Source organism: Hymenobacter sp., assembly GCF_036388155.1.
Lineage (GTDB): Bacteria > Bacteroidota > Bacteroidia > Cytophagales > Hymenobacteraceae > Hymenobacter.
On the sequence record NZ_DASVSI010000166.1, the window covers coordinates 17,461 to 42,100 of the forward strand.

Annotated in this window: 24 protein-coding genes and 1 pseudogene; 16 read left to right on the plus strand and 9 right to left on the minus strand. The window is 59.4% G+C overall.

Translation table 11 applies throughout. From position 1 onward, the window contains the following. The first annotated feature begins 96 nt into the window (after positions 1 to 96). Entirely contained in the window at positions 97 to 876 is a 780-nt protein-coding gene (locus VF629_RS23735; RefSeq protein ID WP_331060999.1) for an L-type lectin-domain containing protein, read from the plus strand. Here the strand turns inward: VF629_RS23735 and dnaB are convergent. Further along, on the minus strand, positions 873 to 2,489 hold the full coding sequence (gene dnaB, locus VF629_RS23740) for a replicative DNA helicase (RefSeq protein WP_331061000.1): 1,617 nt from the start codon (positions 2,487 to 2,489) through the stop codon (positions 873 to 875). The two genes, VF629_RS23735 and dnaB, sit on opposite strands and share 4 nt — an antisense overlap. Positions 2,490 to 2,768: 279 nt before the next feature. On the opposite strand from dnaB, the gene VF629_RS23745 reads away from it, so the two are divergent. Then, a complete protein-coding gene (locus VF629_RS23745; RefSeq protein WP_331061001.1) occupies positions 2,769 to 4,178 on the plus strand; it encodes a UDP-N-acetylmuramate--L-alanine ligase in 1,410 nt (469 codons plus the stop codon). Continuing rightward, positions 4,178 to 4,882: an alpha/beta fold hydrolase gene (locus tag VF629_RS23750; RefSeq protein ID WP_331061002.1), complete on the plus strand. Its 705-nt coding sequence runs from the start codon at positions 4,178 to 4,180 to the stop codon at positions 4,880 to 4,882. Before VF629_RS23745 ends, VF629_RS23750 begins: the two co-directional genes overlap by 1 nt. A 134-nt stretch (positions 4,883 to 5,016) precedes the next feature. Here the strand turns inward: VF629_RS23750 and VF629_RS23755 are convergent, their stop codons facing one another. Further along, on the minus strand, positions 5,017 to 5,580 hold the full coding sequence (locus VF629_RS23755; RefSeq protein ID WP_331061003.1) for a hypothetical protein: 564 nt from the start codon (positions 5,578 to 5,580) through the stop codon (positions 5,017 to 5,019). Positions 5,581 to 5,680: 100 nt separating this feature from the next. After that, complete coding sequence (locus VF629_RS23760; RefSeq protein ID WP_331061004.1) at positions 5,681 to 6,475, minus strand: M48 family metallopeptidase; 795 nt, start codon at positions 6,473 to 6,475, stop codon at positions 5,681 to 5,683. Positions 6,476 to 6,681: 206 nt separating this feature from the next. Here VF629_RS23760 and VF629_RS23765 point away from each other — a divergent pair, with 206 nt between their 5' ends. The 7 genes and pseudogenes from VF629_RS23765 to VF629_RS23795 all read left to right on the plus strand — a co-directional run bounded on the left by VF629_RS23765 (position 6,682) and on the right by VF629_RS23795 (position 14,060). Beyond that, complete coding sequence (locus VF629_RS23765) at positions 6,682 to 7,296, plus strand: fumarylacetoacetate hydrolase family protein (protein WP_331061005.1); 615 nt, start codon at positions 6,682 to 6,684, stop codon at positions 7,294 to 7,296. 133 nt (positions 7,297 to 7,429) lie between these two features. Then, positions 7,430 to 9,433, plus strand: a complete 2,004-nt coding sequence (locus VF629_RS23770; protein ID WP_331061006.1) for a M23 family metallopeptidase — start codon at positions 7,430 to 7,432, stop codon at positions 9,431 to 9,433. Positions 9,434 to 9,541: 108 nt separating this feature from the next. Next, entirely contained in the window at positions 9,542 to 9,988 is a 447-nt protein-coding gene (bcp, locus tag VF629_RS23775) for a thioredoxin-dependent thiol peroxidase (RefSeq protein WP_331061007.1), read from the plus strand. A gap of 136 nt (positions 9,989 to 10,124) precedes the next feature. Then, positions 10,125 to 11,012 carry a transketolase gene (locus tag VF629_RS23780; RefSeq protein ID WP_331061008.1) on the plus strand — a complete coding sequence of 296 codons (888 nt, stop codon included), beginning with the start codon at positions 10,125 to 10,127 and terminating at the stop codon, positions 11,010 to 11,012. A 165-nt stretch (positions 11,013 to 11,177) separates the two neighbouring features. Then, on the plus strand, positions 11,178 to 12,536 hold the full coding sequence (locus VF629_RS23785) for a vWA domain-containing protein (RefSeq protein WP_331061009.1): 1,359 nt from the start codon (positions 11,178 to 11,180) through the stop codon (positions 12,534 to 12,536). 140 nt (positions 12,537 to 12,676) lie between these two features. Next, positions 12,677 to 12,998, plus strand: a pseudogene (locus VF629_RS23790) (endonuclease domain-containing protein). 105 nt (positions 12,999 to 13,103) lie between these two features. Continuing rightward, positions 13,104 to 14,060: a transketolase family protein gene (locus VF629_RS23795; RefSeq protein ID WP_331061010.1), complete on the plus strand. Its 957-nt coding sequence runs from the start codon at positions 13,104 to 13,106 to the stop codon at positions 14,058 to 14,060. Positions 14,061 to 14,167: 107 nt separating this feature from the next. On the opposite strand, the gene VF629_RS23800 is transcribed toward VF629_RS23795, so the two are convergent. Next, a complete protein-coding gene (locus tag VF629_RS23800) occupies positions 14,168 to 14,899 on the minus strand; it encodes a class I SAM-dependent methyltransferase (protein WP_331061011.1) in 732 nt (243 codons plus the stop codon). Between the two features lie 234 nt (positions 14,900 to 15,133). Next, on the minus strand, positions 15,134 to 16,834 hold the full coding sequence (locus VF629_RS23805; RefSeq protein ID WP_331061012.1) for a hypothetical protein: 1,701 nt from the start codon (positions 16,832 to 16,834) through the stop codon (positions 15,134 to 15,136). A gap of 115 nt (positions 16,835 to 16,949) precedes the next feature. On the opposite strand from VF629_RS23805, the gene VF629_RS23810 reads away from it, so the two are divergent. Beyond that, the gene (locus VF629_RS23810; RefSeq protein ID WP_331061013.1) at positions 16,950 to 17,114 is read left to right on the plus strand and encodes a hypothetical protein; all 165 of its coding nucleotides are present in this window, start codon (positions 16,950 to 16,952) and stop codon (positions 17,112 to 17,114) included. Positions 17,115 to 17,134: 20 nt separating this feature from the next. Here the strand turns inward: VF629_RS23810 and omp85 are convergent, their stop codons facing one another. From omp85 to VF629_RS23825, 3 genes are all read right to left on the minus strand, one after another. After that, positions 17,135 to 18,523 carry an Omp85 family outer membrane protein gene (gene omp85 / locus VF629_RS23815; protein WP_331061014.1) on the minus strand — a complete coding sequence of 463 codons (1,389 nt, stop codon included), beginning with the start codon at positions 18,521 to 18,523 and terminating at the stop codon, positions 17,135 to 17,137. A 232-nt stretch (positions 18,524 to 18,755) separates the two neighbouring features. Further along, positions 18,756 to 19,115 (minus strand): DoxX family protein, encoded by a 360-nt coding sequence (locus VF629_RS23820; protein ID WP_331061015.1) that lies wholly within the window; start codon positions 19,113 to 19,115, stop codon positions 18,756 to 18,758. Continuing rightward, positions 19,116 to 19,460: a DoxX family protein gene (locus VF629_RS23825; protein ID WP_331061016.1), complete on the minus strand. Its 345-nt coding sequence runs from the start codon at positions 19,458 to 19,460 to the stop codon at positions 19,116 to 19,118. Positions 19,461 to 19,698: 238 nt separating this feature from the next. On the opposite strand from VF629_RS23825, the gene VF629_RS23830 reads away from it, so the two are divergent. The 4 genes from VF629_RS23830 to VF629_RS23845 all read left to right on the plus strand — a co-directional run bounded on the left by VF629_RS23830 (position 19,699) and on the right by VF629_RS23845 (position 22,696). Then, on the plus strand, positions 19,699 to 20,250 hold the full coding sequence (locus VF629_RS23830; RefSeq protein WP_331061017.1) for an RNA polymerase sigma factor: 552 nt from the start codon (positions 19,699 to 19,701) through the stop codon (positions 20,248 to 20,250). A 60-nt stretch (positions 20,251 to 20,310) separates the two neighbouring features. Next, positions 20,311 to 20,781 carry a hypothetical protein gene (locus VF629_RS23835; RefSeq protein ID WP_331061018.1) on the plus strand — a complete coding sequence of 157 codons (471 nt, stop codon included), beginning with the start codon at positions 20,311 to 20,313 and terminating at the stop codon, positions 20,779 to 20,781. 14 nt (positions 20,782 to 20,795) lie between these two features. Then, on the plus strand, positions 20,796 to 21,290 hold the full coding sequence (locus VF629_RS23840; RefSeq protein ID WP_331061019.1) for a hypothetical protein: 495 nt from the start codon (positions 20,796 to 20,798) through the stop codon (positions 21,288 to 21,290). A 206-nt stretch (positions 21,291 to 21,496) separates the two neighbouring features. After that, positions 21,497 to 22,696, plus strand: coding sequence for an aspartate aminotransferase family protein (locus VF629_RS23845; protein WP_331061020.1), 1,200 nt, complete (start codon positions 21,497 to 21,499; stop codon positions 22,694 to 22,696). 158 nt (positions 22,697 to 22,854) lie between these two features. On the opposite strand, the gene VF629_RS23850 is transcribed toward VF629_RS23845, so the two are convergent. Continuing rightward, positions 22,855 to 23,313 carry a TerB family tellurite resistance protein gene (locus tag VF629_RS23850; protein WP_331061021.1) on the minus strand — a complete coding sequence of 153 codons (459 nt, stop codon included), beginning with the start codon at positions 23,311 to 23,313 and terminating at the stop codon, positions 22,855 to 22,857. Positions 23,314 to 23,547: 234 nt separating this feature from the next. On the opposite strand from VF629_RS23850, the gene pfkA reads away from it, so the two are divergent. Next, positions 23,548 to 24,519 (plus strand): 6-phosphofructokinase, encoded by a 972-nt coding sequence (gene pfkA / locus VF629_RS23855; protein ID WP_331061022.1) that lies wholly within the window; start codon positions 23,548 to 23,550, stop codon positions 24,517 to 24,519. Positions 24,520 to 24,640: the final 121 nt, after the last annotated feature.

Genomic DNA, 24,640 nt, shown 5'->3' on the forward strand with positions numbered 1-24,640 from the left:
CTGCGCGCTGCATGACGCACTTTTTTGGCCCGTTGATGTAGGCGTCCAGGGTTGTATCTTCAATCTGCTGACCTAGTTCCACAAGCCCGCATTGCCATGCCGAGGACGCTACCCATCCTGTTTTTGATGCTCGTGGCGCTCACCGGCCGGGCCCAGTTCGTGACCCTGCTCGACGCGGCCCCCATGGGCGAATGCATTCGCCTCACGCCCGACGAGCCCTACAGCGAAGGCATCGCCTACAACACCTCCCGCATCGACCTGCGCAACCCTTTCGAGGTTGACTTCGATGTCTACTTCGGCGATAAGAACGAACTAGGTGCCGACGGCATCGCCTTCCTGCTGCAAAACGACCCGAGTGGTTTTGCCGCGACCGGCATTTTCGGCGAAGGCATGGGCTACGGCGGCATCGCGCCCTCGGTGGCCGTGGAATTCGACACTTACCAAAACTACGCCCGCAACGACCCGGCCCACGACCACGTGAATTTGATGGTGAACGGGGTGAGCACACATTCTGCCCCCCAGCCGGAGCAAGCAGCCAGCCCGAACCTAGAAGATGACCGCCTGCACAGCTTCCACTTCCGCTGGAACCCCGCCGACCAAAGCATCTTAGTGCATCTTGACGGGCGCGTGGTCTGCCAAGCCAAAAGCGACCTCATCAACACCGTTTTCAACGGTAACCCCTCAGTGATATGGGGCTTCACTGCCTCCACTGGCCGGAAGCACAACCTCCAGTACTTCTGCCTCAAGCGCGTGGCCAGCAATTCCCCAATTGCGCCTGAATCCGTGCCCGGCCAAACGCTGAGCGCAAAGCCTGCAGCGGAAGGCGCTGGGCTGATGGAATTCCCCGAAGTAGGTGGGTTTATAAAACCCAACTAGAACGGCGGGTCTTCGTGCGTGTTGAAGTTGCTCTTGGGGAAGGGCACTGGCGACTCGTTGATTTTCGAGCCCAAGCGAATGGTGTTTGGCGCAAACGGGCTCGGCTCGCTGTCGAAGTTGCTGGCAGGCAGGCCCATGGGCTGGTAGCCGCTGCTGTCGAAGCCGCCGCCCATGCCGTCGAGGTCGGCGAACTTGGTGTACTTGCCGATGAACTTGAGCTGCACGGTTTCGAGCGAGCCGTTCCGGTGCTTGGCGATGATGACTTCGCCCACGCCTTGGGTCGAGTTGCCTTCGGCGTCCTGGTCGAGGCCGTAGTATTCGGGGCGGTAGAGGAAGATTACCATGTCGGCGTCCTGCTCGATGGAGCCCGATTCGCGAAGGTCACTCAGCTGCGGCTTCTTGTCGCCGCCGCGGGTTTCTACCGAGCGCGAGAGCTGCGACAGGGCCAGCACGGGCACGTTCAGCTCCTTGGCAATGCCTTTGAGGGCCCGCGAGATGCTGGCAATTTCCTGTTCGCGGTTGCCGCCGCGGCCGTCGGTGTTGCCGCTCATCAGCTGCAGGTAGTCGACGATAATCATCTGCACGTCTTTCTGCGAGCGCAGGCGGCGGCACTTGGTGCGCAGCTCGCGGATGCTCAGGCCGGGCGTGTCGTCGATGTAAATCGGGGCGGCCGAGAGGGCCGTGATTTTGTGGTTGAGCTGCTGCCACTCGTGGTCGGCGAGGCTTCCTTTCTTGATTTTCTCGGAATCCAGCTCGGCTTCGGCCGAAATCAGACGGTTGACCAGCTGCAACGAGGACATTTCCAGCGAGAAAATGGCCACGGCTTTCTTGAAGTCCACGGCCGCGTTGCGCATGGCCGAAACCACAAACGCCGTTTTGCCCATCCCTGGCCGAGCCGCAATAATCACAAGGTCAGATGGTTGCCAGCCGCTGGTAACGCGGTCCAGGGCTGTAAAGCCGGTGGGAACCCCCGTCAAACCGTCGGACTGGTTCTTCTTCTCTTCCAGCTCCTTGATGGCTTTGCCCATCAAGCTTCGCATGTCGTCGAAGTTCTTGCGGATGTTCGACTCCGACACCTCGAACAAGGCCGACTCGGTGTCGTCGAGCAGCTTGAACACGTCGGTGGTGTCCTCGAAAGCATCACGCTGAATCTCGCTTGAAATGCGAATCAGTTCGCGCTTGATGGCCGTTTCGGTGATGATGCGGGCGTGGTATTCCACGTTGGCCGCCGAGTTCACTTTCAGCGTGAGGTTGGCCACGTAGAAGGGGCCGCCGCAGGCTTCAAGCTCGCCCATTTCGCGCAGCTCCTGCACCACGGTGAGCTGGTCGATGGGCTCCGATTTGTCGAACAGCCGAATAACGGCCCGGTAGATGCGCTGGTGCGCGTCCTTGTAGAAGCTCTCGGGCTTGAGTAGGTCGATGACCGACGTGAGCGCATCTTTCTCCAGCATGAGCGCCCCGAGCACCGCCATTTCGAGCTCGGGCGCCTGGGGCGGCAGCTTGCCGGCGGCACTGGCGTTGTAAGGCACGCCCCCAGAAGTTCCGCGGTTAGCCAGCGCAGCTTTGGCGCGGGCTGCGGATTGCTTCAGGCGGTCGTCCATCCGGTCTTGCATGGGGTGTCAGGGGTGTTGGGGCAGCGGAAACTAGGCACCGGGCATTGTTTTGCAAGCCCGGCGGTACACGATGTACACAAAGCTAACTCCTGGGGCGGGGAAAAGATTAGAGCGGAAAAATCGATTCTTTTGGCTATAGAACGGTCCCGGCAGCCGGGATTGTGTACTTTCGCGGCCCTTTCCTTTATTGTTCAGATTGTTGGGAAAGGGCGGCTAACTTGGCAAATCGGCCGGGCCGCCCGCCGCATCCCAACCGCTTGAACCAGCGCAGCAATTCCTTTGGCACCAGACACGAAAAACGAGAACGACACCGCGGCCCTGGCCCCGCGCGAAAGCATTCACCTGATTGCGGTGGGCGGCAGCATCATGCACAACCTGGCGCTGGCCCTGCACCGGCGTGGCGCCCACGTCACGGGTTCCGACGACGAAATCTTCGAGCCCGCCAAAGGCCGCCTGGCCGCTGCCGGTCTGCTGCCGGCCCAGGAAGGCTGGGACGCCAGCAGCATCACCCCCGACCTCGACGCCGTGATTGTGGGCATGCACGCCCGCCCCGACAACCCCGAACTGCTGCGTGCCCAGGAGCTGGGCCTGAAAATCTATTCCTTCCCCGAGTACATCTACGAGGCCAGCCGCGACAAGCAGCGCATCGTTATTGGCGGCTCACACGGCAAAACGAGCATCACGGCCTGCATTCTGCACGTGCTGCGCTACCACGGCCGCGAGTTCGACTACGCGGTGGGTGCCCAACTGGCGGGCTTCGATTTGATGGTGCAACTGAGCGACGCGCCCATCATCATCATTGAAGGCGACGAGTACCTGTCGTCGCCCGTGGACCGTCGGCCCAAGTTTCACCTCTACCAGCACCACATCGGGGTGATTTCGGGCATCAGCTGGGACCACATCAACGTGTTTCCGACCGAGGAAAACTACCGCGAGCAATTCCGCATTTTCGCCGACATGACGCCCAAGGCCGGCGTGCTCATCTACGACCGCGACGACGAGCAAGTGCAACTGGTGAGCGTGCCCACCAACCCCGACGTGACCTACATCGGCTACGGCCCTCACGAGCACGTCATCCGCAACGGCAAGACCCTGCTCGTCACCAAAAAGGACGAGGAAGTGCCCATTCAGGTATTTGGCGAGCACAACCTGCGCAACATCTCTGCGGCCAAGGAAGTCTGCAAGCAGCTGGGCATTAAGGGAAAGGACTTCTTCAAGGCCGTGGCCTCGTTCCCCGGCGCCGCCCGGCGGCTGGAACTGGTGAAGGAAGGCGCCACCTCGGTGGTGTACAAGGACTTTGCCCACGCACCCAGTAAGTTGAAAGCCACCGCCACGGCCCTGAAGAAGCAGTTTCCGCAGCGGCGCCTAGTGGCCTGCCTGGAGCTGCACACGTTCAGCAGCCTCAACCCGGCCTTCTTGCCGCAGTACGCGCACTGCTTCGACGCGCCGGATGTGGCCGTGGTATATTTCAACCCGCACGTGCTGGAGCACAAGCGTTTGCCGCCGCTGGCCGCCGCTACCGTTGCCGAAGCGTTTCAGCGGCCCGACATCAAGGTAATTACCGACAGCAGTGAGCTTGCTGCCTTCCTGCGTTCGCAGCAATGGGCCAATGCCAACCTGCTGCTCATGTCTTCGGGTACCTTCGACGGCTTGAACCTGACGGAACTGGCCACCGAAATCACGGGCTGATGCAACGGCCGACGCTACTGCTGCTACACGGGGCCATGGGCAGCCCCGCCACGTTGGCGCCGCTGACGGAGCTGTTGTCGGCTGATTTCAACGTGAAAACCTTTGCCTTTGCCGGCCACGGCGGGAGGGAGGTGGACCTGGCAACTTTCACGCTGCCGCATTTTGCGGAGGAAGTTCTGACGTTTTTGAAAACGCACGAAACAGCCCCGGTCCACGTGTTTGGCTACAGCATGGGCGGCTACGCGGCGCTGCTGGCGGCCCACCACGAGCCGGCGCAATTTGCCAGCATCACCACGTTGGGCACCAAGCTGGACTGGTCGCAAGAGTCGGCCGCGGCCGAAATACGGCTTCTCGACCCGGAGAAGATGCTGGCCAAAGTGCCCACCTTTGTGGAGGTACTGCGCCAGCGCCACGCCCCAGCCGACTGGGCCGCCGTGGTACGCGCCACCGCCAGCATGATGACGGCGGCCGGCGCCAGCCCGCCACTGACTGCGGTCGACTTTGCAGCGCTGCAGGTGCCTGTGCAGGTGCTGATGGGCGATGGCGACCTGACTTCCGAACGCGGTGATGCGAGCAAAGTCTTAGCCCAGCATTTGCCTCAAGGGCGCTACGAGGTGCTGCCCAACACGCCACACCCCATCGAACGGGTGGACATCGCAGACCTAGCAAGTCGAATTCGGGGCTTCGCAGTATCTCATGCCTGAACACTAGGCTATAAAAAAAGCCCGCTATTCAGCGGGCTTTTTTGGGGTAGGCCGGGGAGGCCGGTTGGTGTCGGTGGTGATGAGGAGGGCCAGGGCGGTAAGGGCGGCGCGTAGCAGCCATTTGTTGCGGGTGCTCATCGGTTGGCGGCGGAAAAAAGTGCGTTGTTGGGTTCCACTTTTAGGTCGCAGTTGCCCCCGCCGGTGTTGCCGCCGCAGGTGGTGCCCACGATGCGGCCGTTCTCGAAATTGAAGTAGCAAATGCTGCAGCCCACGCCGGAAAGCGTGTAGCGCTCGGCGGTGGGGCGCAGGAAGTAGGTGTTGTCGCCGCCGCCGGTGAGGGGCAGGGCCATGGCCCGGAACATGCCGTTGCGCAGGCCCATGCCGATGAGGAAGTAGCTAACCGGCGCGCCGTCTTCGCTGGGCGCCTTGCGCACCTGCACTTTGTCGATGACCGTGCCGTCGTTGAACTGCTTGATGAAGGCGCGGGCCAGCAAGTTGCGGGGCGTCGAGTATTCGGTGCTGGTGTCGGTGAAGTGCACGATTTTGCGGCTCTCCGGCGCGGCAATTACCTCTCCCTTGACTTTGTTGGGGCTGCCAAACTCGTTGGTGGTGGGCTTGACGGTTTCGCAGGCCATGGCCAGCAACGCCACCAACAGGCTCAGCAAGCCCAATCCAAGCAAACGAGGGAGAAATTTCATGGTTTAAGGTTGAGTATTACGGGCGTTAGAGCGAAAGTGGCGCGCAAACGTTGCTTGGCGTCGTGTTAAGTTTTCGCGCTCAACTGTTAGCTGCAACGAACTAGCGGGGTTTGTAGTACTTACGGGCCTCCGGCAGCTCCCGTTGGATGTCGGCAATGCGGGTGCCGTTGGACGGGTGCGTGGACAGAAATTCCGGCGGCGAGGCGCCCCCCTTGGAGTCCATGCGCTGCCAGAACGCAACAGCGCCGTCGGGGTTGTAGCCGGCCATGGCCATGAAAATCAGGCCCAGGTGGTCGGCTTCGCTTTCTTGGTTGCGGCCGTACTTCAGCAGGCCCAGCTGCGAGCCCACACCGAACGCCTGCAAAGCCAGCTGCTGCGTGCCCGGCGCGTTGGTGGAAAGCGCCGCCGACAAGGCCTGTCCCCCGGCCTGCTGCAGCAGGCCCTGGCTCATGCGTTCGGAGCCGTGCTTGGCCACGGCGTGCGCAATTTCGTGCGCCATCACCACGGCCAGGCCGGTTTCGTCCTGCGTGATGGGCAAGATGCCGGTGTACACGGCCACTTTGCCGCCGGGCATGCACCAGGCGTTCTGCTGCTTGTCGTCCTGAATCACGTTGAATTCCCACTGGTACCCGGCGAGCTGGTCGGAGGCGTTTTGCTGGCGGAAGTAGGACTCCACAGCCGACTGAACGCGTTGGCCCACGCGGCGCGTCATCGACACGTACTGGGAATTGGTCGAGAGTGGGCCCTTGGCAATTACCTCGCGGTATTGCTGCGCGGCCAGGGTGTTGATTTCGGTGTCGCTCACGAGGCTGAGTTGCCGGCGGCCCGTGATGGGCACCGTGGAGCAAGCGGCCAGTAAGGCCAAACTTGCCACAAGGGTGAGTTTCTTGAGCATGGCTTCAAAGAAAAGATGGGGGTGAGGTAGCGGCCAAGGCAGCTAGCACGTTTCAGGCCAAAGTGGGCCCGCAATTGCCGCCTATACGGCACCGGGCTGGGTAAATGTTTAGCCGGTGCCCGGGGCGAGCCGGAAAAACCGTTCTTGCGGTTGTCCCAACCCCGCGCCGAGCCGTAGTTTTGAGTCCGCTCCGTCCGAATTCCCCTATGAAAATCATCTGCATTGGTCGCAATTACGCCGACCACATTGCCGAGCTGCACAACGAAGTGCCCGCTGCCCCCGTCATCTTTCTGAAGCCCGAAACGGCGCTGCTCCAACGCGGCCAGCCCTTCTTCATCCCCGAGTTTTCCAACGACATTCACCACGAGCTGGAACTGGTGCTGCGCGTGAGTAAAAACGGCCGCCACATCGACGAGCAGTTTGCCCACACCTATTTCGATGCCGTGGGGTTGGGCATTGACTTCACGGCCCGCGACTTGCAGAGCGAGCTGAAGAAGAAAGGACTGCCCTGGGAGTTGGCTAAGGCTTTCGACGGCTCGGCGCCCATCTCGCCCACCTTTAGGCTGGTGGCAGAAATCGCCGACTTGGCCAACATCAACTTCCACCTCGAAGTGAACGGCGAAACCCGGCAAACCGGCAATTCCAGCTTGATGCTGCACCCGTTTGCCAAAATCATCAGCTTCGTCTCGAAATACATTTCCCTCAAAATGGGGGACCTCATATTCACGGGCACCCCGGCCGGCGTGGGCCCCGTAAAAGTGGGCGACCAGTTGGTAGGCTTTTTGGAAGGAGAAAGGCTGCTCGAATTGAGCGTGCGGTAGGGGGTGCACTACCATTTGTTTTTAGTTAAAACGTCATGCAGAGCGCAGCGAAGCATCTTGCCCGCAGCAAGTAATTACTGCCACACGCGAGATGCTTCGCTGCGCTCTGCATGACGTTTTGTTGTTTGTTAGAATGTTGAAAAATAAAGCGAAGTTGATTCTCGGGTTGGCACTGGTCGTGTTGGCTGGGCAGCCGGGAAAAGTAGGAGGGCAGGAAGCCGATACCTCGGAGCGCAGCCGCTCCATGAGTGAGATGCTGAACGGCGGCCGGCCGATGGTGCCGTCCGGCTATTTCTTGTTTCCCATTGCGCCGGGCAAGCCGGGCTTTTTGGCCGGCAGCATGGGCGAAATTCGGCCCAACCACTTCCACGGCGGGCTCGACATCAAGACCGGCGGCGGCGTGAACCAGCCCGTGTACGCGTCGGCCGACGGCTACATCTCGCGCCTCAAGCAGTCGTCTTTCGGCTACGGCAACGTGCTCTACATCACGCACCCCAATGGACTGACGACGGTGTACGGCCACCTGAACGACTTCCGCGGGCCCGTGGCGGCCGAGCTGCGCCAGCGCCAGTACGACAAGCAGAGCTACGAACTGGAAGCATTCTTTGAGAAAGACCGGTTTCCGGTGAAGCGCGGGGAAGTGGTGGCGCTGAGCGGCAACACGGGCGGTTCGGCGGGCCCGCACCTGCACTGGGAGGTGCGCGACGCCCAGGACCGGCAGTACAATCCGCTGCAATGGGGCGGCTTCCCGGAGATTCAGGACCACGCGGCGCCCACGCTGCAGGCTTTCGCCCTGGAGCCGCTCGGCATCGATTCGCGGGTGAGGAATGTGTTTGCCAAGGTTGTGTTTGCGCCCAAGGTGCAGCCGGGCCCGGGCGTGGCCACCGTATGGCCCGATACCATCAGCGCCTTCGGGTCGGTGGGCTTGCTGGTGCAGGGCTTCGACCGGTTCGACAACGCCTGGAATAAAAACGGCATCCAGCGGGTGACGGTGAAGGTGAACGGCCAGCCGTTTTACCAGCACGTCATCGACGCCGTGCCCTTCCCAACTGGCACGCGGCAGGTGGGCAACTTCGTCGACTACCTCTACCAGCACACCCAGGGCCGCACCCTGCAAAAGCTGTGGGTGGACGAAGGCAACGACCTGCAGATGTACACCACCGGCCCCAGCAAAGGCCGCCTGAACGTGGAGGCCGGCAAAGTGTACACCATCGACGTGGTGCTGGCCGACTCCTACAACAACCAGACGCCGGTGCGCCTGGTGCTGCGCGGCGAGCAGCCCGGTTACTTCAACACCCGGTCGGCGGCCGTCAAAAAGCCCGCGCTGCGCTTCGAGGTAACGCGCAACCTGCTCAAGGCCGTGGCCACCAACCCCAGCACCGACACGGTGGCGGGCAACCTAGTGCTGATGCGCGGCAACCGCGTGCTGGAAGTGCGGCCCAGCTATACCCAGAACAGCGAAAACGTGTACCTCTACGACCTGCGCGCCGGCCTGCCCGATTCGTTGCGCTTCGGCAGCATCACCAAGAAATTCGACCGGCAGGTGCTGGTGCCAGCCGGCAAGGAGACCACCTACGCCACGCCCTACCTCAACCTGGCGTTCGGCCCGCAAACCCTGTTCGACAACCTTTACCTCGCCACTTCCTACAAGCCCGAGCCCAAGGGCAGCGGCTTCTGGACGGTGGGCTCGCCGCTTCAGATACTCTACAAAACAGCCGTGCTCACCCTGAAGCCCGCCACCCCGCCCGCCGACCCGCAGCGCACCGCCATCTACGCCGCCACGCTGAAAGGCGGCAAGGCCTACGTGGGCGGCAAGTGGGACGACAAAGGCCAGATTACGGCTGCCATTCGCCAGTTTGCCTCCTACCGCATTCTCACCGACACCGTGGCCCCCAAGGCCAGTCTGGTTGGGCGCCCGGGTGGCCAGCTGCTCTTCCGGGTGGGCGATGACTTGTCGGGGCTGGCAAGCTACCGCCTGTTTGTGGGCGGCAAATTCCGGATGCTGCGCTTCGAGCACAAGAATTCAACCCTCTTCACCGTGGCCACCGACACGCTGGGCCCCCGCCTGCGCGGCCCCGCCGAGTTGCGCCTCACCGACCAAGCCGGCAACGAGCGGGTGATTCCGCTGAGCTTGTAGCGCGGTCGTACCCGGCAGGGACTTTTAGTCCGCGAGCGAGTTGTGTCATTCGCGGACTAAAAGTCCGCGCTACATTTCATACCCCCACACCCTCATACCCTTCTTAAAATGTCCCTCGAACCCGGCCAACCCGCCCCTGACTTCACCGCCCAAGACCAGGACGGCAACACCGTCTCGCTGAGCGCCCTGCGCGGCCAGAAAGTGGCCCTCTACTTCTATCCTAAGGACGACACGCCCGGCTGCACGGCCCAGGCCTGCAACCTGCGCGACCACCAGGAAGAGTTGAAGGCCAGCAACATTCAGGTCATTGGCGTGAGCACCGATGACGAAACCGCCCACAAGAAGTTTGCGATGAAATTCGACCTGCCCTTTCCACTGCTCGTGGACACTGAGAAGAAAATTGTGCAGGATTACGGGGTGTGGCAGGAGAAAAAAAACTACGGCAAAACTTACATGGGCACCGTGCGCACCACCTTCCTTATTGATGAAAACGGCCTGATTGAGAAGGTTATTAAGAAAGTGGACACCAAAGAGCACGCCGCCCAGCTCCTATAATTTTTCTGGCTGATTGTCAGGCCGAAATCCGATAGGTAGGTGCCCGCCAACCCCATTGGTTTACTTTTGCCCGGAGTGCCCGGCTGCCCGCATCGTGCAGTCCAGAATATAATCTCAACCAGAAACCCCAGCTGCTATGGCCGATACGACCACCTCCAAAACTGTTGAACAACCCGAGAAATCCATTCAAGAGCTCAAGGAAATAGCCACCCAGGTGCGCCGCGACATCGTCCGCATGGTGCACGCCGTTAATTCGGGCCACCCCGGCGGCTCGCTCGGCATCACCGATTTGTTGGTTGCGCTCTACTTCAAGGTGATGAAGCACCACCCCGAGCCCTTCGACATGGACGGCAAGGACCAGGACCTGTTTTTCCTGTCCAACGGCCACACGTCGGCCACCATGTACTCGTGTTTAGCGCGCTCGGGCTACTTCCCCGTGAGCGAGTTGGCTACTTTCCGCAAGCTCAACTCGCGCCTGCAGGGCCACCCCACCACGCACGAAGGCCTTCCGGGCATCCGCATTGCCTCGGGCTCGCTGGGCCAGGGCCTGAGCGTGGCTTGTGGCGCCGCCCAGGCCAAAAAGCTGAACGGCGACCGTCAGCGCGTGTTCGTGCTCATGGGCGACGGCGAGCTGGAAGAAGGCCAGAACTGGGAGGCCGCGATGTACGCCGCCCATCACAAAATCGACAACCTGATTGCCATTGTGGACCGCAACGGCCAGCAGATTGACGGCTCGACCGACCAAATCGGCGGCCTCGGCGACCTGCGCGCCAAGTTCGAAGCCTTTGGCTGGCACGTTTTCGAAGGCGACGGCAACCACTTCGATGCCCTGTTGCCCACCCTCGAAAACTGCGTGGCCGCTGCCGGCAAAGCCCGCCCCATCATGTTCCTGATGGACACCAAAATGGGCTTTGGCGTGGACTTCATGATGGAAGGCCACAAGTGGCACGGCGTGGCGCCCAACGATGCTCAACTGGCTGAAGCGTTGGGCCAGCTGACGGTGGGCACGGAAGGCGACTACTAAGGCGCACTGACGATGCAGCGTTGCGCCTGGCGTGCACCTCACCCCCCGGCCCCCTCTCCCGCGGAGAGGGGGAGCCTGACGTTTTCGCTAGAGGCAGAACCGGTGCCCCTTCTTTTTGGGAGAGGGGGCCGAGGGGTGAGGTTGACGTGGGCGGTACTGCTAGTCTTGTTGGGGTTCAGCCGAAACGCTTTCGCCCAAAACGCCGCGCCCGAAAAGCCGAAAGTCACCCGCATTCTCTTCCTGCTTGATGCCTCCGGCTCGATGATGGCGCCCTGGGAGGGCCAGCCCCGTTGGAACGTAGCCAAGCGCATGCTCAGCAAAATGGTCGACTCGCTCAATGCCTATCCCAACCTGGAACTGGGGCTGCGCGTGTACGGCCACCAGTTTCCCAACGCCGACAAAAACTGCCAGGATTCGAAGCTGGAGGTGCCCTTTGCCCCGCGCAACGCCAAGGCCATCAAAGACAAGCTGACCACGCTCAAAGCCCAAGGCAACACGCCCATTACCTATTCGCTGGAACAGTCGGCCAACGACTTTCCCACGGATAAGTCTTCGCGCAACGTGCTGCTGCTGATTACCGACGGCTTGGAGTCGTGCAACCGCGACCCGTGCGCGGCCTCCATTGCCCTGCAGCGGAAGCATGTGTTCCTGAAGCCCTTCGTCATTGGGATTGGGGCCGAGCGGGATTTTGGTAAGCAGTTGGAGTGCCTGGGGCAATACTACAACGCCGCCGAGGTGAAGACCTTCCGCACGGTAATGAACGACGTCATTGCCCAAACGCTCAGCAAGACCACCGTCAGCGTAAACCTGACCGATGCCGACAGCCGCCCGGTGGAAACGAACGTGAACATGACGTTCGTGAACAACGTGACCGAGCAGCCCGAGTACAACTACGTGCACTACCGCGACGCCCAAGGCAAGGCCGACGTGCTCGACATCGACGCCCTGCAGAGCTACGACCTGGTGATAAACACGGTGCCGCCCGTGCGCCAGCAGAACCTGGTCATCAAGCCCGGCAAGGCCAACGTGCTCACCTACAAAACGCCGCAAGGCACGCTCTGGCTGCAAAGCCCGCAGCTCACGCCTAACCCCTACGGCACGATGCAAGCGGTGGTGCGCGACCCGCAGCGCAACACCGTGGCCAGCTTTCCCTTCGGCACCAAGCAAAAGCTGCTGGCCGGCAACTACGAAGTGGAAGTGCTCACGCTCCCGCGCATCACGCGCCGCGTCAGCGTGAAACAGGGGCAGGAACTGGCCGTCACGTATGCCGCGCCCGGCACGCTCAACATCACCACCGATTTGAAAGGCTACGGCAGCATCTACCAACTCAATAACGACGAGTCGCAAACCTGGATATACACCTTGCCCGAAGGCGGCAGCAGCAAATTGAACCTGCCCATGCAGCCCGGCGCCTACCGCCTGGTTTTTCGCACCAAAACCAGCACTGGGAGTAAATTCACCGATGTGCGCAATTTCAGCATTCGAAGTGGCCAGACCACATCGGTAGCCATTTTTGGAAAGTAAAGTAGAACGACCAATTCCCCTCCTTACCAAGGAGGGGACATTTTTGCAAAGCAAAAATTGGGGTGGTTGTAGGCGTTGAACGAATCGTAATAAGACAAGTCCATGACCATCCTCAACAACCTTGCTCACAAAAAAGACGAATGCCGCACGCTCAGACACACCTGACCTCCGCCGAAGCTGTGCTATGGAACCGCTTAAAAAGCGCCCAGCTAGCCGGTCGCAAATTCCGCCGCCAGCACAGCATTGGCGTACATTCTGGACTTCTATTGCCCGCAGGAAAAGCTTGCGGTTGAATTAGACGGCGCGGGCCATTTCACGGCCTCGGGTAATTTGCACGACGCGGCGCGCACTGAATACCTGAACGCGGCTGGTATTCGCGTAATCAGGTTTGAGAACAGATTAATTTGGTCGGATTTAGATAGCGTGTTGCATTCGATTGAAAGTAGTTTTAGTGCGCGTTAACGTTAGCCGTTCAACGCCCACAACCACCCCAGTTGCCGCTTTGCGGCAACGTCCCCTCCTTGGTAAGGAGGAGAGTTTTGACCGCCTTAACACCCCTTACACACCATGAAAGACTTTCCCTACACCGAATCCAAAGACACCCGCAGCGGCTTTGGCGCTGGCCTGGCCGAGCTGGGCAAAACCAACCCCAACGTGGTAGCGCTTTGCGCCGACCTCACCGGCTCGCTCAAGATGGACGCCTTCAAAAAGGAAAACCCCGACCGGTTTTTTCAGGTAGGCATCGCCGAGGCCAACATGATGTGCGTGGCCGCGGGCATGACCATTGGCGGCAAAATCCCGTTCACGGGCACCTTCGCCAACTTCAGCACCGGCCGTGTGTACGACCAGATTCGGCAGAGCATTGCCTACTCCGATAAGAACGTGAAAATCTGCGCCTCGCACGCCGGCCTCACGTTGGGCGAAGACGGCGCCACCCACCAGATTCTGGAAGACCTGGGCATGATGAAAATGCTGCCTGGCATGACCGTCATCAACCCCTGCGACTACAACCAGACCAAAGCCGCCACCATCGCCATCGCCGACCACCACGGCCCGGTGTACCTGCGCTTTGGCCGCCCCGTGGTGCCCAACTTCACGCTCGCCGACCAGAAGTTTGAAATCGGCAAGGCCTGGGTGCTGAACGAAGGCACCGACGTGAGCATTTTCGCCACCGGCCACTTGGTGTGGAAAGCGGTGCTGGCCGGCAAACTGCTGGAAGAAAAAGGCATCAACGCCGAAATCATCAACATCCACACCATCAAGCCGCTCGATGCGGAAGCCATCTTGGCTTCGGTCCGCAAAACGGGCTGCGTGGTAACCGCTGAAGAGCATCAGATGAACGGTGGCCTCGGCGACAGCATCGCCCAACTGCTGGCCCGCGAGGAGCCCCTGCCCCTGGAAATGGTGGCCGTGAACGACAGCTTCGGCGAAAGCGCCACGCCCGACCAGCTGATGGAGAAATACAAGCTCAACGAAGCCGCCATCGTGGCCGCCGTGGAGGCGGTGATGAAGCGGAAAAAGTAAGGATGATTTAGAGCAAATAGAAGGCCCACTTCTTAGTAAAAGAGTGGGCCTTTGGTGGTTTATCTTTTGTGATTTAAAATGAACTATTGGCTGAGTCGAACAGTCACTCAAAAACTGACATGCCAATCCCAGTTTCTAGCATCGTCGTTTGTCTTCTTAAGTGCAACACAAGAAGCATCTATGCCTAACTCAGAATCAGATATCAGGATTTCTTCTTTTAGAAACTTTTTAGCCTTTGGCATGGCGGTCAACAATTTTGAATAATTGCCAGTGGTTGAATTTCGATTTTCTGGGTATTGTGCATATACTTCGTAGCTTGGGAATTGCGATATGTATCGTAGCAACTTCCTGATGCCGGGAAAATCTACATCATCAAACACAATTATTCCATTTTTAGATAATAATTTATCAAGATAAAAAAAATTTACAAGCAACCAATCCATTTGCTTAGTGGAATCAATATATGCAAAGTCAAACTTACGCCCACTTGCCAAGATTTTTGGTAATGAAATATAGCAAAACTCCTCTACAAATTCCAAGTTGTCTGCATAGCCGGCTTGTTCAATTAGGTCGAGGCCATTGCCACTCCAACCTGAATGTTGAAATTTGTCAATTACTAAATGTGTGCCGTTGTTTTTTTCAATTTGCTCTACAATAGCCAAAGTTGACATGCCGTATGCAAAGCCAATTTCTATAGAGGAGTGAAAGTTATTTTCCCGTATGATGCGCTGCAAAAATTCGCATTGCTCTTTTGACGTCTCCGAATGAATGTTGACTGTCAAACCAGCGCTATTTTTAAAGCTCTTGGTTATAAATATGTTTTCAAGAAGACGATTCATTTCGCAGGGTGCTAAATTGGTTTAAGTTCAAAAATCCCTTCAACCAAGTAAACGAGTTAAGGGCATCGCGGAATTCTGCAAATATAGGGAACAGTGTTGTCCCTGTATGGCTATCAACACCTGTGCTCGGAGTGGAGGTACAAACTTTATTTCAATGATTTCAATCGAGCTTACCTGTACTATTATATATTGTTGCAGACACATTTAGGCAACGCATTGGACGTAAATGCGGCCTCAAATAGTGCCTCGGTTGCGGGTGGTCAGGAACTGCCGGGCTGCCAGCAATTCGGGTCTACTGGGCGTTGCCTGGCTCGTTACCTGAAGCAGCTGTTTGTAGTAGTAAGCTGACTTTTCGGTGTCGCCGGCTTTCTCGGCTGCTAGTCCTGCACCGTACAGTCCATTGAGTCGGTTAGGGCGCTTCTTTAAATTGGCTTCGTATGCTTGCAGCGCCTGCTGGGGTTTATTTAACTGCAGGAGCATATCGCCCAATAGCTCCCGCGCCGGAATCACTTCACATGGCGTAACCGGGTGTTTTTCGGTCTTGTCTTCCAGGTCGGCCGCTGCTGTCATCAGCGTCAGCGCAGCGTCGTTTTTGCCCTCTTTTAATTGTACCCAGGCCTCGGCTGCTTTGGCTTGGATTTCCACTTGGCTGGCTTTGTAGGCATCTTTCTGGGCCACCAGTTTGCTGTGGATTTTCTTAAGCTCCGCTAGTTCTGTTTTAGCAGCCGCCACGTTGCCGGTGTTGGCCAAGCCCAGCAACCGGGTGAAGTGAACAATGGCTTTTTGCCATTGGAAGTCCGCCCATGGAAAATCTTTCTTGTGCACTTGCAGCGTTGCGGCTTCTTGCCATAGCTTGTTCTCCAACGCATAGCGGGCCGGAATGGAAGCAAAAGCGTAGGCCACTTTGAAGTTTTGCGGCGTGACTTCGTTAATGGTTTTCAGATAGGCCAGTTGTTTCTTGGCAAGGTCGTTTTCGCCGCGCTGCAGGTACGAATACATCAAGTAGTCCATGCCGTGCAGCTCCTCGTCCCAATGGCCTTTTATGCCGGCCTCCTGCGCGTAGCATTGCGCCGAAGCCACGGACGCCAAATTTGAATTTACGCATTCCTCCCACAGGCCCAGCCGGGTGAAAATGTGGGACGGCATGTGCAGGGCGTGCGCCGACGACGGTGCCACCGCCGCGTATTTCCGGGCGGCGGGCAGCGCCAGGGCCGCCAGCTCGGGGTAGTCGTAGGTGTGAATGGTGTAGTGAATGATGCCGGGGTGGTCGGGCTCGTTGGGGTAGAGCGCGGCCAACAATTGCCCGGCCTTTTTCTGGTTCGTGAACTGCTTGTCGGTGGGTTTTGCGGCCGCGTTCAGCGCCAGGGCGTAGAAAATGGTGGCCTCGCTGTCGGTGGGGTAGCGGGTGTGCAGGGTTTCCATGGCCTTTTCGAGCCGGGCGCAGCGGGTGGGGTGGTCGGTTTTCTCCCAATCGGTGTAAAAGGCGGCAATGGCGGCCACGTAATCGGCCTCCCGTCCCGACTTTTCGCTGATTCCTTGCGCGAGCGTGATGGCTTGCGTGCCCTTCTGCAACTCGGCTTCGGAAGGAGGGGTCCAGAGCGGATGAAAATTGGCCATGGCCACGCCCCAATAAGCCATGGCGCAAGTAGGCTGCTGGTCAATAATTTTGGCGAATACCTTCTCTGCTTCGTCGTATTCGAAGGAATGCAGCAGCTTCAGGCCCAGCTGGAAACGCTCCTGGGCTTGCGCAGTGCCGGTGATGGGAAACTGCACGGCTCCCAATTTCTGGTCGCCCGCGCCGCAGGTGATGACTTGTCCCCGTTTGAGGCTCAGCGCCGTGATGGCGGCCTGCGACGGCGCCGAAGTTTTTTCTTGGCAGGAAAAGCCGGCTGCGACTGCGCCGGCAAGAGCCCAGGATACGCATACCCGTTTCATGGTGGCTCAAGGCTAAAAGGCGAGGCAAAGTCGCTGCCCTGAACCCCAGGCTTACATGCTACTGCTGGCTTATAAGTCGCTCATTTGATGGCACTAAATATACCATTTTTATTGAATGGATATCTACAATGCTGACCTGTTTTTGCCGTTCGAAGAGCTGAAAATAAACACGATTATGCTGCGTGCTGCGCTCAGCATGACCGGTTTTGCGGCTTTTTCTAATTATTTATACAGACTAAAGGACTGCTCATTAAAGCTCCAAACCTGGGGCGCCAATTAATTATTTATGGCGCAGGATGCTTAAAATACCTGCCCGATGCCGAAGAAAAACAGCCGGTCTTCTTCAGAGATGCCATAGTCGGCAAACACGATGGTGGACAGGTTCCAGGCAATGCGGGCGCCGGCGCCGTAGGACGTTTTGATGCCGCTGAAATCAAGGTCCTGCCAGCGGTTGCGCACGGTGCCGGCGTCCACGAACGGGGCCACGCCTAGCCCGAAGTTCTGCTTGCCCAATTTGACGTCGGCTAGCCGGACGCGCAACTCGACGTTGGCGAAGGCCACGGTGCGGGCCAGGAAGCGGTTTTGCCGGTAGCCGCGCAACGACTGCCGCCCGCCCAGCGCGTTGATGCTGCCGTCGGGGCTCCACTGGTCCTGAAACTCAAAGAAGGGGGCGTTGCGGCCAAAAATGGTGCCGCCCGCCACCCGGCCCGCCAGCACCGTGCGCTTGCCCACGGGCAGCTTCTGGTAGGCGCGGCCCTGGAAAAACACCTTGTTGAAGTTAAACTGTGAGCCAATGGCCTTGTTCGAAAACTCGTTGGCTGCTTCAAAATACCGGCCCCGGGTGGGGTCGGGCTCGAAGTCGCGCGTGTCGTAAATCAGGGCCGTTTGCACCAGTGACACCCAGCCGCCGTTCAGGCCCACGATGGCGCCCTGCTCAAAGTCGCGCTCCAGCAACGACTTGCCGTTGGGGGCGTTGCGGGTGTTGCCGCTGGCGGGGTCGGTGGCGTCGGTGTTGGTGCCGGTGAAGGTTTTGTATTGCAGGTTCTGGATTTCGTAGCCGCCCATCACCCGCCACCGGCCCTTGCCCAGCGCGTAGTCGGCTTTCAGGTTGAGCATGAATTCGGTTTCGCGGAAGCGGTTCGACAGCGCGTCGCTCACAAAGGCCGCTTCGCCGGCCTGGCCGGGCCGCAGCTGCTGGCGCGCGTCGTTGTAGTCGGCATACTTCTCGAAGGTGACCGTGGGGTCGGAGGGAAGCCGCAGCCGGCCCAGGGTGGCTTCGCTGGCCCCGAAGTACAGGTTGGCGGGGTTTTGCTGGGCCTTGAAGTCGACGCGGAAGCGCCAGCGCGACCCTTTGTAGTAGGGCACGTCGGCGGAGAGCGACAGCTCGCGGGCGTTGCTGGTGTAGTAGGCCACGTTGGCCTTCAGGTGGGCCAGGTAGGGCGTGTAGGCAAACAACGGGTTGGCGCGGGTGCCGTTCCAGTAGATGTTGGACTTCACGCCCAAGCCAAAGCCGGTGACGGGGTCCGACGACAGGTCGGGCAGGCCGGTGATGAACGTGCCCTCGCGTTTCTTGGCCAGGTCGGCGTCTGAAATGCGTTTGGAGCGAATGAACGAGAGGCTGTCGGGGGCCTGGGCGGCCGCTAATGCGGGCCAGCTGGCCACTGCCGCCAGCAAGAGTAGTTTCTTCATTGATTAACCTTAACATTGGTGCGAATACACCGCCGACTGCCTGGCTCCACAACGTTGCCCCAATGGGCGTGGTCGCGTCAGAACGTAGCCAAACGGGCAAGAGACGAATGCGCCAATTTGCGGCGGCAAGATAACGGCGGCGCCAGTCGCCGAAGAAGCTGGCCGGGCCGCAGGAAACGATGTTTGCACCGAGCCATCCAGCAACGCGCCGCCGGTTCCACCCGGGCCATGTTTAGCTCAACCCCGACCGGGCAATTTCGAGCGACTCATAAAAGATGTAGGTGTTCAGGGCCATGAAAAACGCGGCCGGAATAGTAACCCACAAACCGTCCTTGATTTTGAATCGAACCAAAACGCCCAGAAACATCAGCGCCGCCAAGCCGCCGGATGCAATTAATAAAATGGGGTTGAAAAACAAGCCCACCAGCAAGCCCGCTGCGCCAAGTATTTCCAATACAATGGTGAGCAAGCCCACTTTTTCCAGGCCGAAGCGCCGGAATTCTGCCTTCATGTGCGGCGACCGGAAATAGGAAACCGCATACGCGAAAAACGATAAGCTGGAAAACAGAACAAGAAGTTGAAGCAGGCTCATCTACAGGAGGTTCAGGGAAGCGGTGGCTACGTAGGCACACAATAGCAGCAGCACGAGCGAGGGCAAGCGTTTCGGCCAGGGGTTGTTCGCCTTGAAGTGGAAGTATTGGGCGGCTAGCATGAAAAAGCCCATCAGCAGGGCCGGAATCAGCGCCAGCGCCGGGTACCAGATGCCCACGACCAGCAGGGTGGCCAGGATGATTTTGGCGGCGCCCACCAGGCTGCGGGTTAAGTCGGACAAGCCAAACTGCTGAAATTCTTTCACAACGTTCCCGAACCGAAACGTCCAGACAAACCACACGGAAACGGCGACAATGATGCGAGCAAGGGCGACGAAGCTGAGCATGGTGCGGGCGGATGAAGGTGCAAGCGTGTGGTCTTAACCGAGAGGACTGGCCCCGGGCGTGGGGCAGGGCGTCTTTGATAAGCACGGCTGTACCCACAATGTTCATAAAGACGGCTTGCGGAGCGGCCCCGCGGCAAGGCCCGCCGCCCAAGCGTCAGAAATTCTTCGGCAGCCATTAAACGCGGCGCTTACCTTGCCGTCCAACCGCTCGCCCCCTGATTTTCCCCGGCCTCCGCGTTTGGAAGACCACGACATCCTTCTCAAGTTTCAAGACCCCGCTTCGCGCAACCTGGCGTTCAACCAGCTCGTGCGCAAATACCAGAGCAAGGTGTACTGGCACGTGCGCAAGATGGTCATCGACCACGACGACGCCGACGACCTCACCCAGGACGTGTTTGTGAAGGTGTGGAAGCATTTGGAGAACTTCCGGCAGGACGCCGCCCTTTTCACCTGGATTTACCGCATTGCCACCAACGAGTGCCTGAATTTCCTGAGCAGCAAGCGCCGCAAGTTTCTGCTGCCGCTCACCGACGTGGGCGCCGAATTGGCCGCCAAAATCGAAGCCGACCCCGCCCTGGCCGGCGACGAGGTTGAGCGGAAGCTGCAGCAAGCCATTCTGCGCCTGCCCGACAAGCAACGCCTCGTGTTCAACCTACGCTACTACGACGAGATGCCCTACGAGCAAATGGCCGAAGTAACGGGCACCAGCGTAGGCGCGTTGAAGGCCAGCTACCACCACGCCGTGAAAAAAGTAGAAGAGTACGTGACCCGCACCGTCGACGAGCGGTGATTCAATGCATTTAATAATCAGCAGAATTAAACGCCGCCCCCGTTTTTCCATCCAACTGCCATGAAACCTCCCTTCAAGCTCGACGCGCACCCCCGGCGGCCCCGCCCGCTGCTGAGCGAGCCGCCGGCTGACTACTTCGATAAGCTGCCCATGCACATCATGACCCGCCTGCCCCGGGCCGAGGCCCCCGGCACCGCCGCGGGCGGGCGCTGGCTGGCCTGGTTGTCGCCGGCCCTGCGCACCGGCTTGGCTTCGGTGGCCGTGCTGGGCGGGTTTGCTGCGTCGTTTTACCTGAGCGGGCCGCCGGCTGCTGGTTCGGCGTCGGCAGCCACGGCCTCGCTCGATGCCGTGCCGCGCACCGAGCTGGTTGGCTACTTGCTCACGAGCGGCGCCCGCGTCGAAACCACCGACCTGGCCGTGCTCACGGCGGCCAACCCCGGTTTGGCCAACGGCTTTTTGCAGGCCACCGAAGACGAGCTGACGGAGGCGCTCGACGCGCAGCCTTCCGAAGACCTTACCTATTTATTATAATGTTCATTCCCACGATGTCCACCCTTTCATTTGTTTTTCGTTTTCTCAGCTTGGCGGCCTTGCTGCTGGTGCTCACGCCCAGTGCCCACGCCCAGTCGCCGGGCGGCGCGCGGCGCGGCGAGCGGCTGGCGCAGCTGGAAAACGCCAAGATTGCCTTCATCACCAACCGCGTGACCCTCACCCAGGACCAGGCCCAGAAGTTTTGGCCGCTCTACAACGAGTTTGTGGACAAGCGCCGCCAGCTGAACCGGGGCAACCGGGGCATTTTTCGCGGGGTGCCGGACGGCATGACCGACCAGCAAATCCGCGACGGCTTCGCGCAAACCTTCAACAAGCGCCAGCAGGAGCTGAACCTGGAGAAGGAATACTTCGAGAAATTTCAAAAGGTGATTTCGCTGCGGCAGGTAGCGCAGCTTTTCGCGGCCGAGCGCGACTTCACCAAGGAAGTTATCAAGCGGGTGGCCGGCCCGAATGGCCAGCCCGTCCAGGCTGGCGCCGGCGAAGAATAACCCTGGGCCGTACCCGTTTTCCCTACCCAAGTCCCCGAGGCCGCTGCACCCACAGCGGCCTCGTTATTTTTGTAAAAAATCGAAACGAGGCGCGGCCGGTTGCACGCGTACCCCGAATTTTCAATTCGGCCCGGCAGAAAGTCCTGGCGAACCGAATTGAAAATTCGGGCTACTCGTTCTACAAAAGCTTCACATTTTCTATCTCAGTGGTTCTCACTCCCCGCCAATTATTTCTGCGCCATCAGGCCCAAACTTCCGATTTCCCGCTGCTGCTGGAAATTGAGCGGGCCGAAGGCGTGTACATGTACGGCCCCGACGGCCAGCGCTACCTCGACCTTATTTCGGGCATCGGCGTGAGCAACGTGGGCCACCGTCACCCGCGCGTGCTGGCCGGCATTCAGGCCCAACTCGACAAATACCTGCACCTGATGGTGTACGGCGAGCTGGTGCAAGCCGTGCCCGCCCAACTAGCCGAGGCCATCCACCAAACCCTGCCCGCGCACCTCGATTCGGTGTATTTCACCAATTCCGGCACCGAAGCCATCGAAGGCGCCCTGAAATTGGCCAAGCGTCACACCGGCCGCACCGAGCTCATTTCCTGCCTCAACGCCTACCACGGCTCCACGCACGGCGCCCTCTCCATCACCGGTTCCGAAGGCTTCAAAAACAGCTTCCGCCCCTTGCTGCCCGACGTGCGCCACATTCGCCACAACGACTTCACCGACCTGGCCCTGATTACGGAGCGCACCGCGGCCGTGGTCATCGAAACGGTGCAGGGCGAAGCCGGCGTGCGCATCCCCACGCCGTACTACCTGCCCGCTCTGCGCCGCCGCTGCCGCGAGGTAGGCGCCCTGCTCATCCTCGACGAAATCCAGTGCGGCTACGGGCGCACCGGCACCATGTGGACCTTCGAGCAGTTCGGCATCGAGCCCGACATCTTGGTGTGCGCCAAGGGCATGGGCGGCGGCATGCCCATCGGGGCCTTCATTTCCAGCACGGAAATCATGAGCGGCTTCAAAACCAACCCGATTCTGGGACATTGCACCACCTTTGGCGGCCACCCGGTGAGCTGCGCGGCGGCGCTGGCCACGCTCCAGGTCATTCAGGAGGAGCGGTTGGCCGAGGGCGTGGCCGCCAAAGCGGCGCGGTTTCGGGCGCAACTGCGGCACCCGGCCATTCGGGACGTGCGCGGCTGCGGGCTGTTGATGGCGGTAGAATTTGAGTCCTTCGCCGTGCTCAAACCCATCATCGACCACGCCTTGGCGCACGAAGGCATCCTGACCGACTGGTTCTTGTTCTGCGACAATTCCCTGCGCCTCGCGCCGCCGCTCATCATCACCGACGAAGAGATTGACGAAGCCTGCGCGGCCTTGCTGCGGGCCATCGACGCCGTGACGGCCGCCTAAGCCAGTTTGGATTAGACCAGAACATAGGCTAATAAACCAGAACGTCATGCTGAGCGGAGCCGAAGCATCTCTACTGCACTACTAACTCTAATTAGTAGTGCAGTAGAGATGCATCGGCTCCGCTCAGCATGACGTTCCTTTTGCTAACTGCCAACTGCTCACACCACGATGTTGGGCCGGGGCAATTCGTTGTAATTCAGGAAGGCGTTGCTTTCTTCTTTGATGCGCTCGCGGGGCAGGCCGTCTTTCACGCCTTGCGAAATCTTGCGAACCAGGATGCCCACAATGGCTTTGCGGAAACCCAGTTTTTCGGCCATCATGATGCAGAAATCCATCTCGGTGTCGTCCACCACGCCGTCGGCGAGCATCATGTCTACTAGGTCGAAAATCTGGTCGAAACGTTCGGAGTCGTTGGTGGGCAGGTCGGTGCTGGTGCCTTTGGAGCCCGATATGATGGCTTGCACATCGGAGGAGCTAATGCCGTTCTTCTTGCCGACGGCCAGAATGAAGTTCATTTCCCGCGCGTCGATGTGGCCATCGGCTTTGGCCAGGGCCGCCAGGTTTAGCAAATGGCCTTTGATTTTTTTAGCCTGCTCATTTTCGAAAAAACCGAACATACAACGTGGGAATTAGGAGTGAAAATTGGATAAGGTGCCCGTGGGCTGGTACTTGATAGTCAAGGTACACGAAAAATCAACTCGTCGCTACTGGTGACCTACGCGAAAGGCAAAAAAAAGATAACGCCCGGCCAGGAGTTATTTAAAGCCATAGGGCAAAGGTTTGCATTCCTTTCGCCAACTTTGCGGGGTTTGGGCGCCATTTGCGCGCCCACCTGATTTAAGAAAGTTCAGATGAAGAGAATTGCAGTCTTTACCAGTGGGGGCGATTCGCCGGGCATGAACGCCGCTATTCGGGCGGTGGTGCGCACGGCCACCTACCACGGCATTGAGGTGTACGGCATTATGCGCGGCTACAGCGGCATGATAAAGGGCGAGTTTGTGCGCCTCGATTCGGCCTCGGTGTCGAATACGGTGCAGAAGGGCGGGACCATTTTGAAATCGGCCCGCAGCCTGAAATTCATGACCAAAGAAGGCCGCCAGCAGGCCTTCGACCAGCTGGTGAACCACGGCATCGAAGGGCTGGTGGCCATTGGCGGCAACGGCACGTTTACCGGCGCCATGATTTTTGAGGACGAGTTTGGCATTCCCACCGTGGGCGCGCCCGGCACCATCGACAACGACCTCTACGGCACCGACTACACCATCGGCTACGACACGGCCGTGAACACGGCGCTGGACTGCATCGACAAAATCCGGGACACGGCCGACTCGCACGACCGCTGCTTTTTCGTGGAAGTAATGGGCCGCGATTCCGGCTACATTGCCATTCCGTGCGCCATCGGCGGCGGGGCCGAAATCGTGATGATTCCCGAAACCCAAATGAGCGTAGATGTGGTGATTGACACCCTGCAGACGGGCTGGCAGCGCTCCAAAACGTCGTTCATCGTCATCGTGGCCGAGGGCGACGAAGAAGGCAACGCCACCACCGTGGCCGCCCGCGTGAAGGAAGCCATTCCGCAACTCGACACCCGCGTCACGGTCATTGGCCACATTCAGCGCGGCGGCTCGCCCACGGCTTCCGACCGCCTGCTGGGTTCCCAAATCGGCATCGCCGCCGTGGAGGGCCTCATGAACGGCATGCGCAACGTCATGGCCGGCATCATCGACAAAAAACTGGTTTACACCCCGTTCACCGACACCATCAACAAGAAGAAGCTGATTAACCAAAGCTTCATGCGCATGGTGGAGATTCTGAGCGTGTAGGTTTTTAGGGTAAGAGGGTATGGGGGTGGGAGGGTAAGGGTTGCGGCAATCATCCCCAACTCCTGCCCTCCCACCCCCCTACCCACTTACCCTAATTACACCCACAGATAGCCAGGGTCCC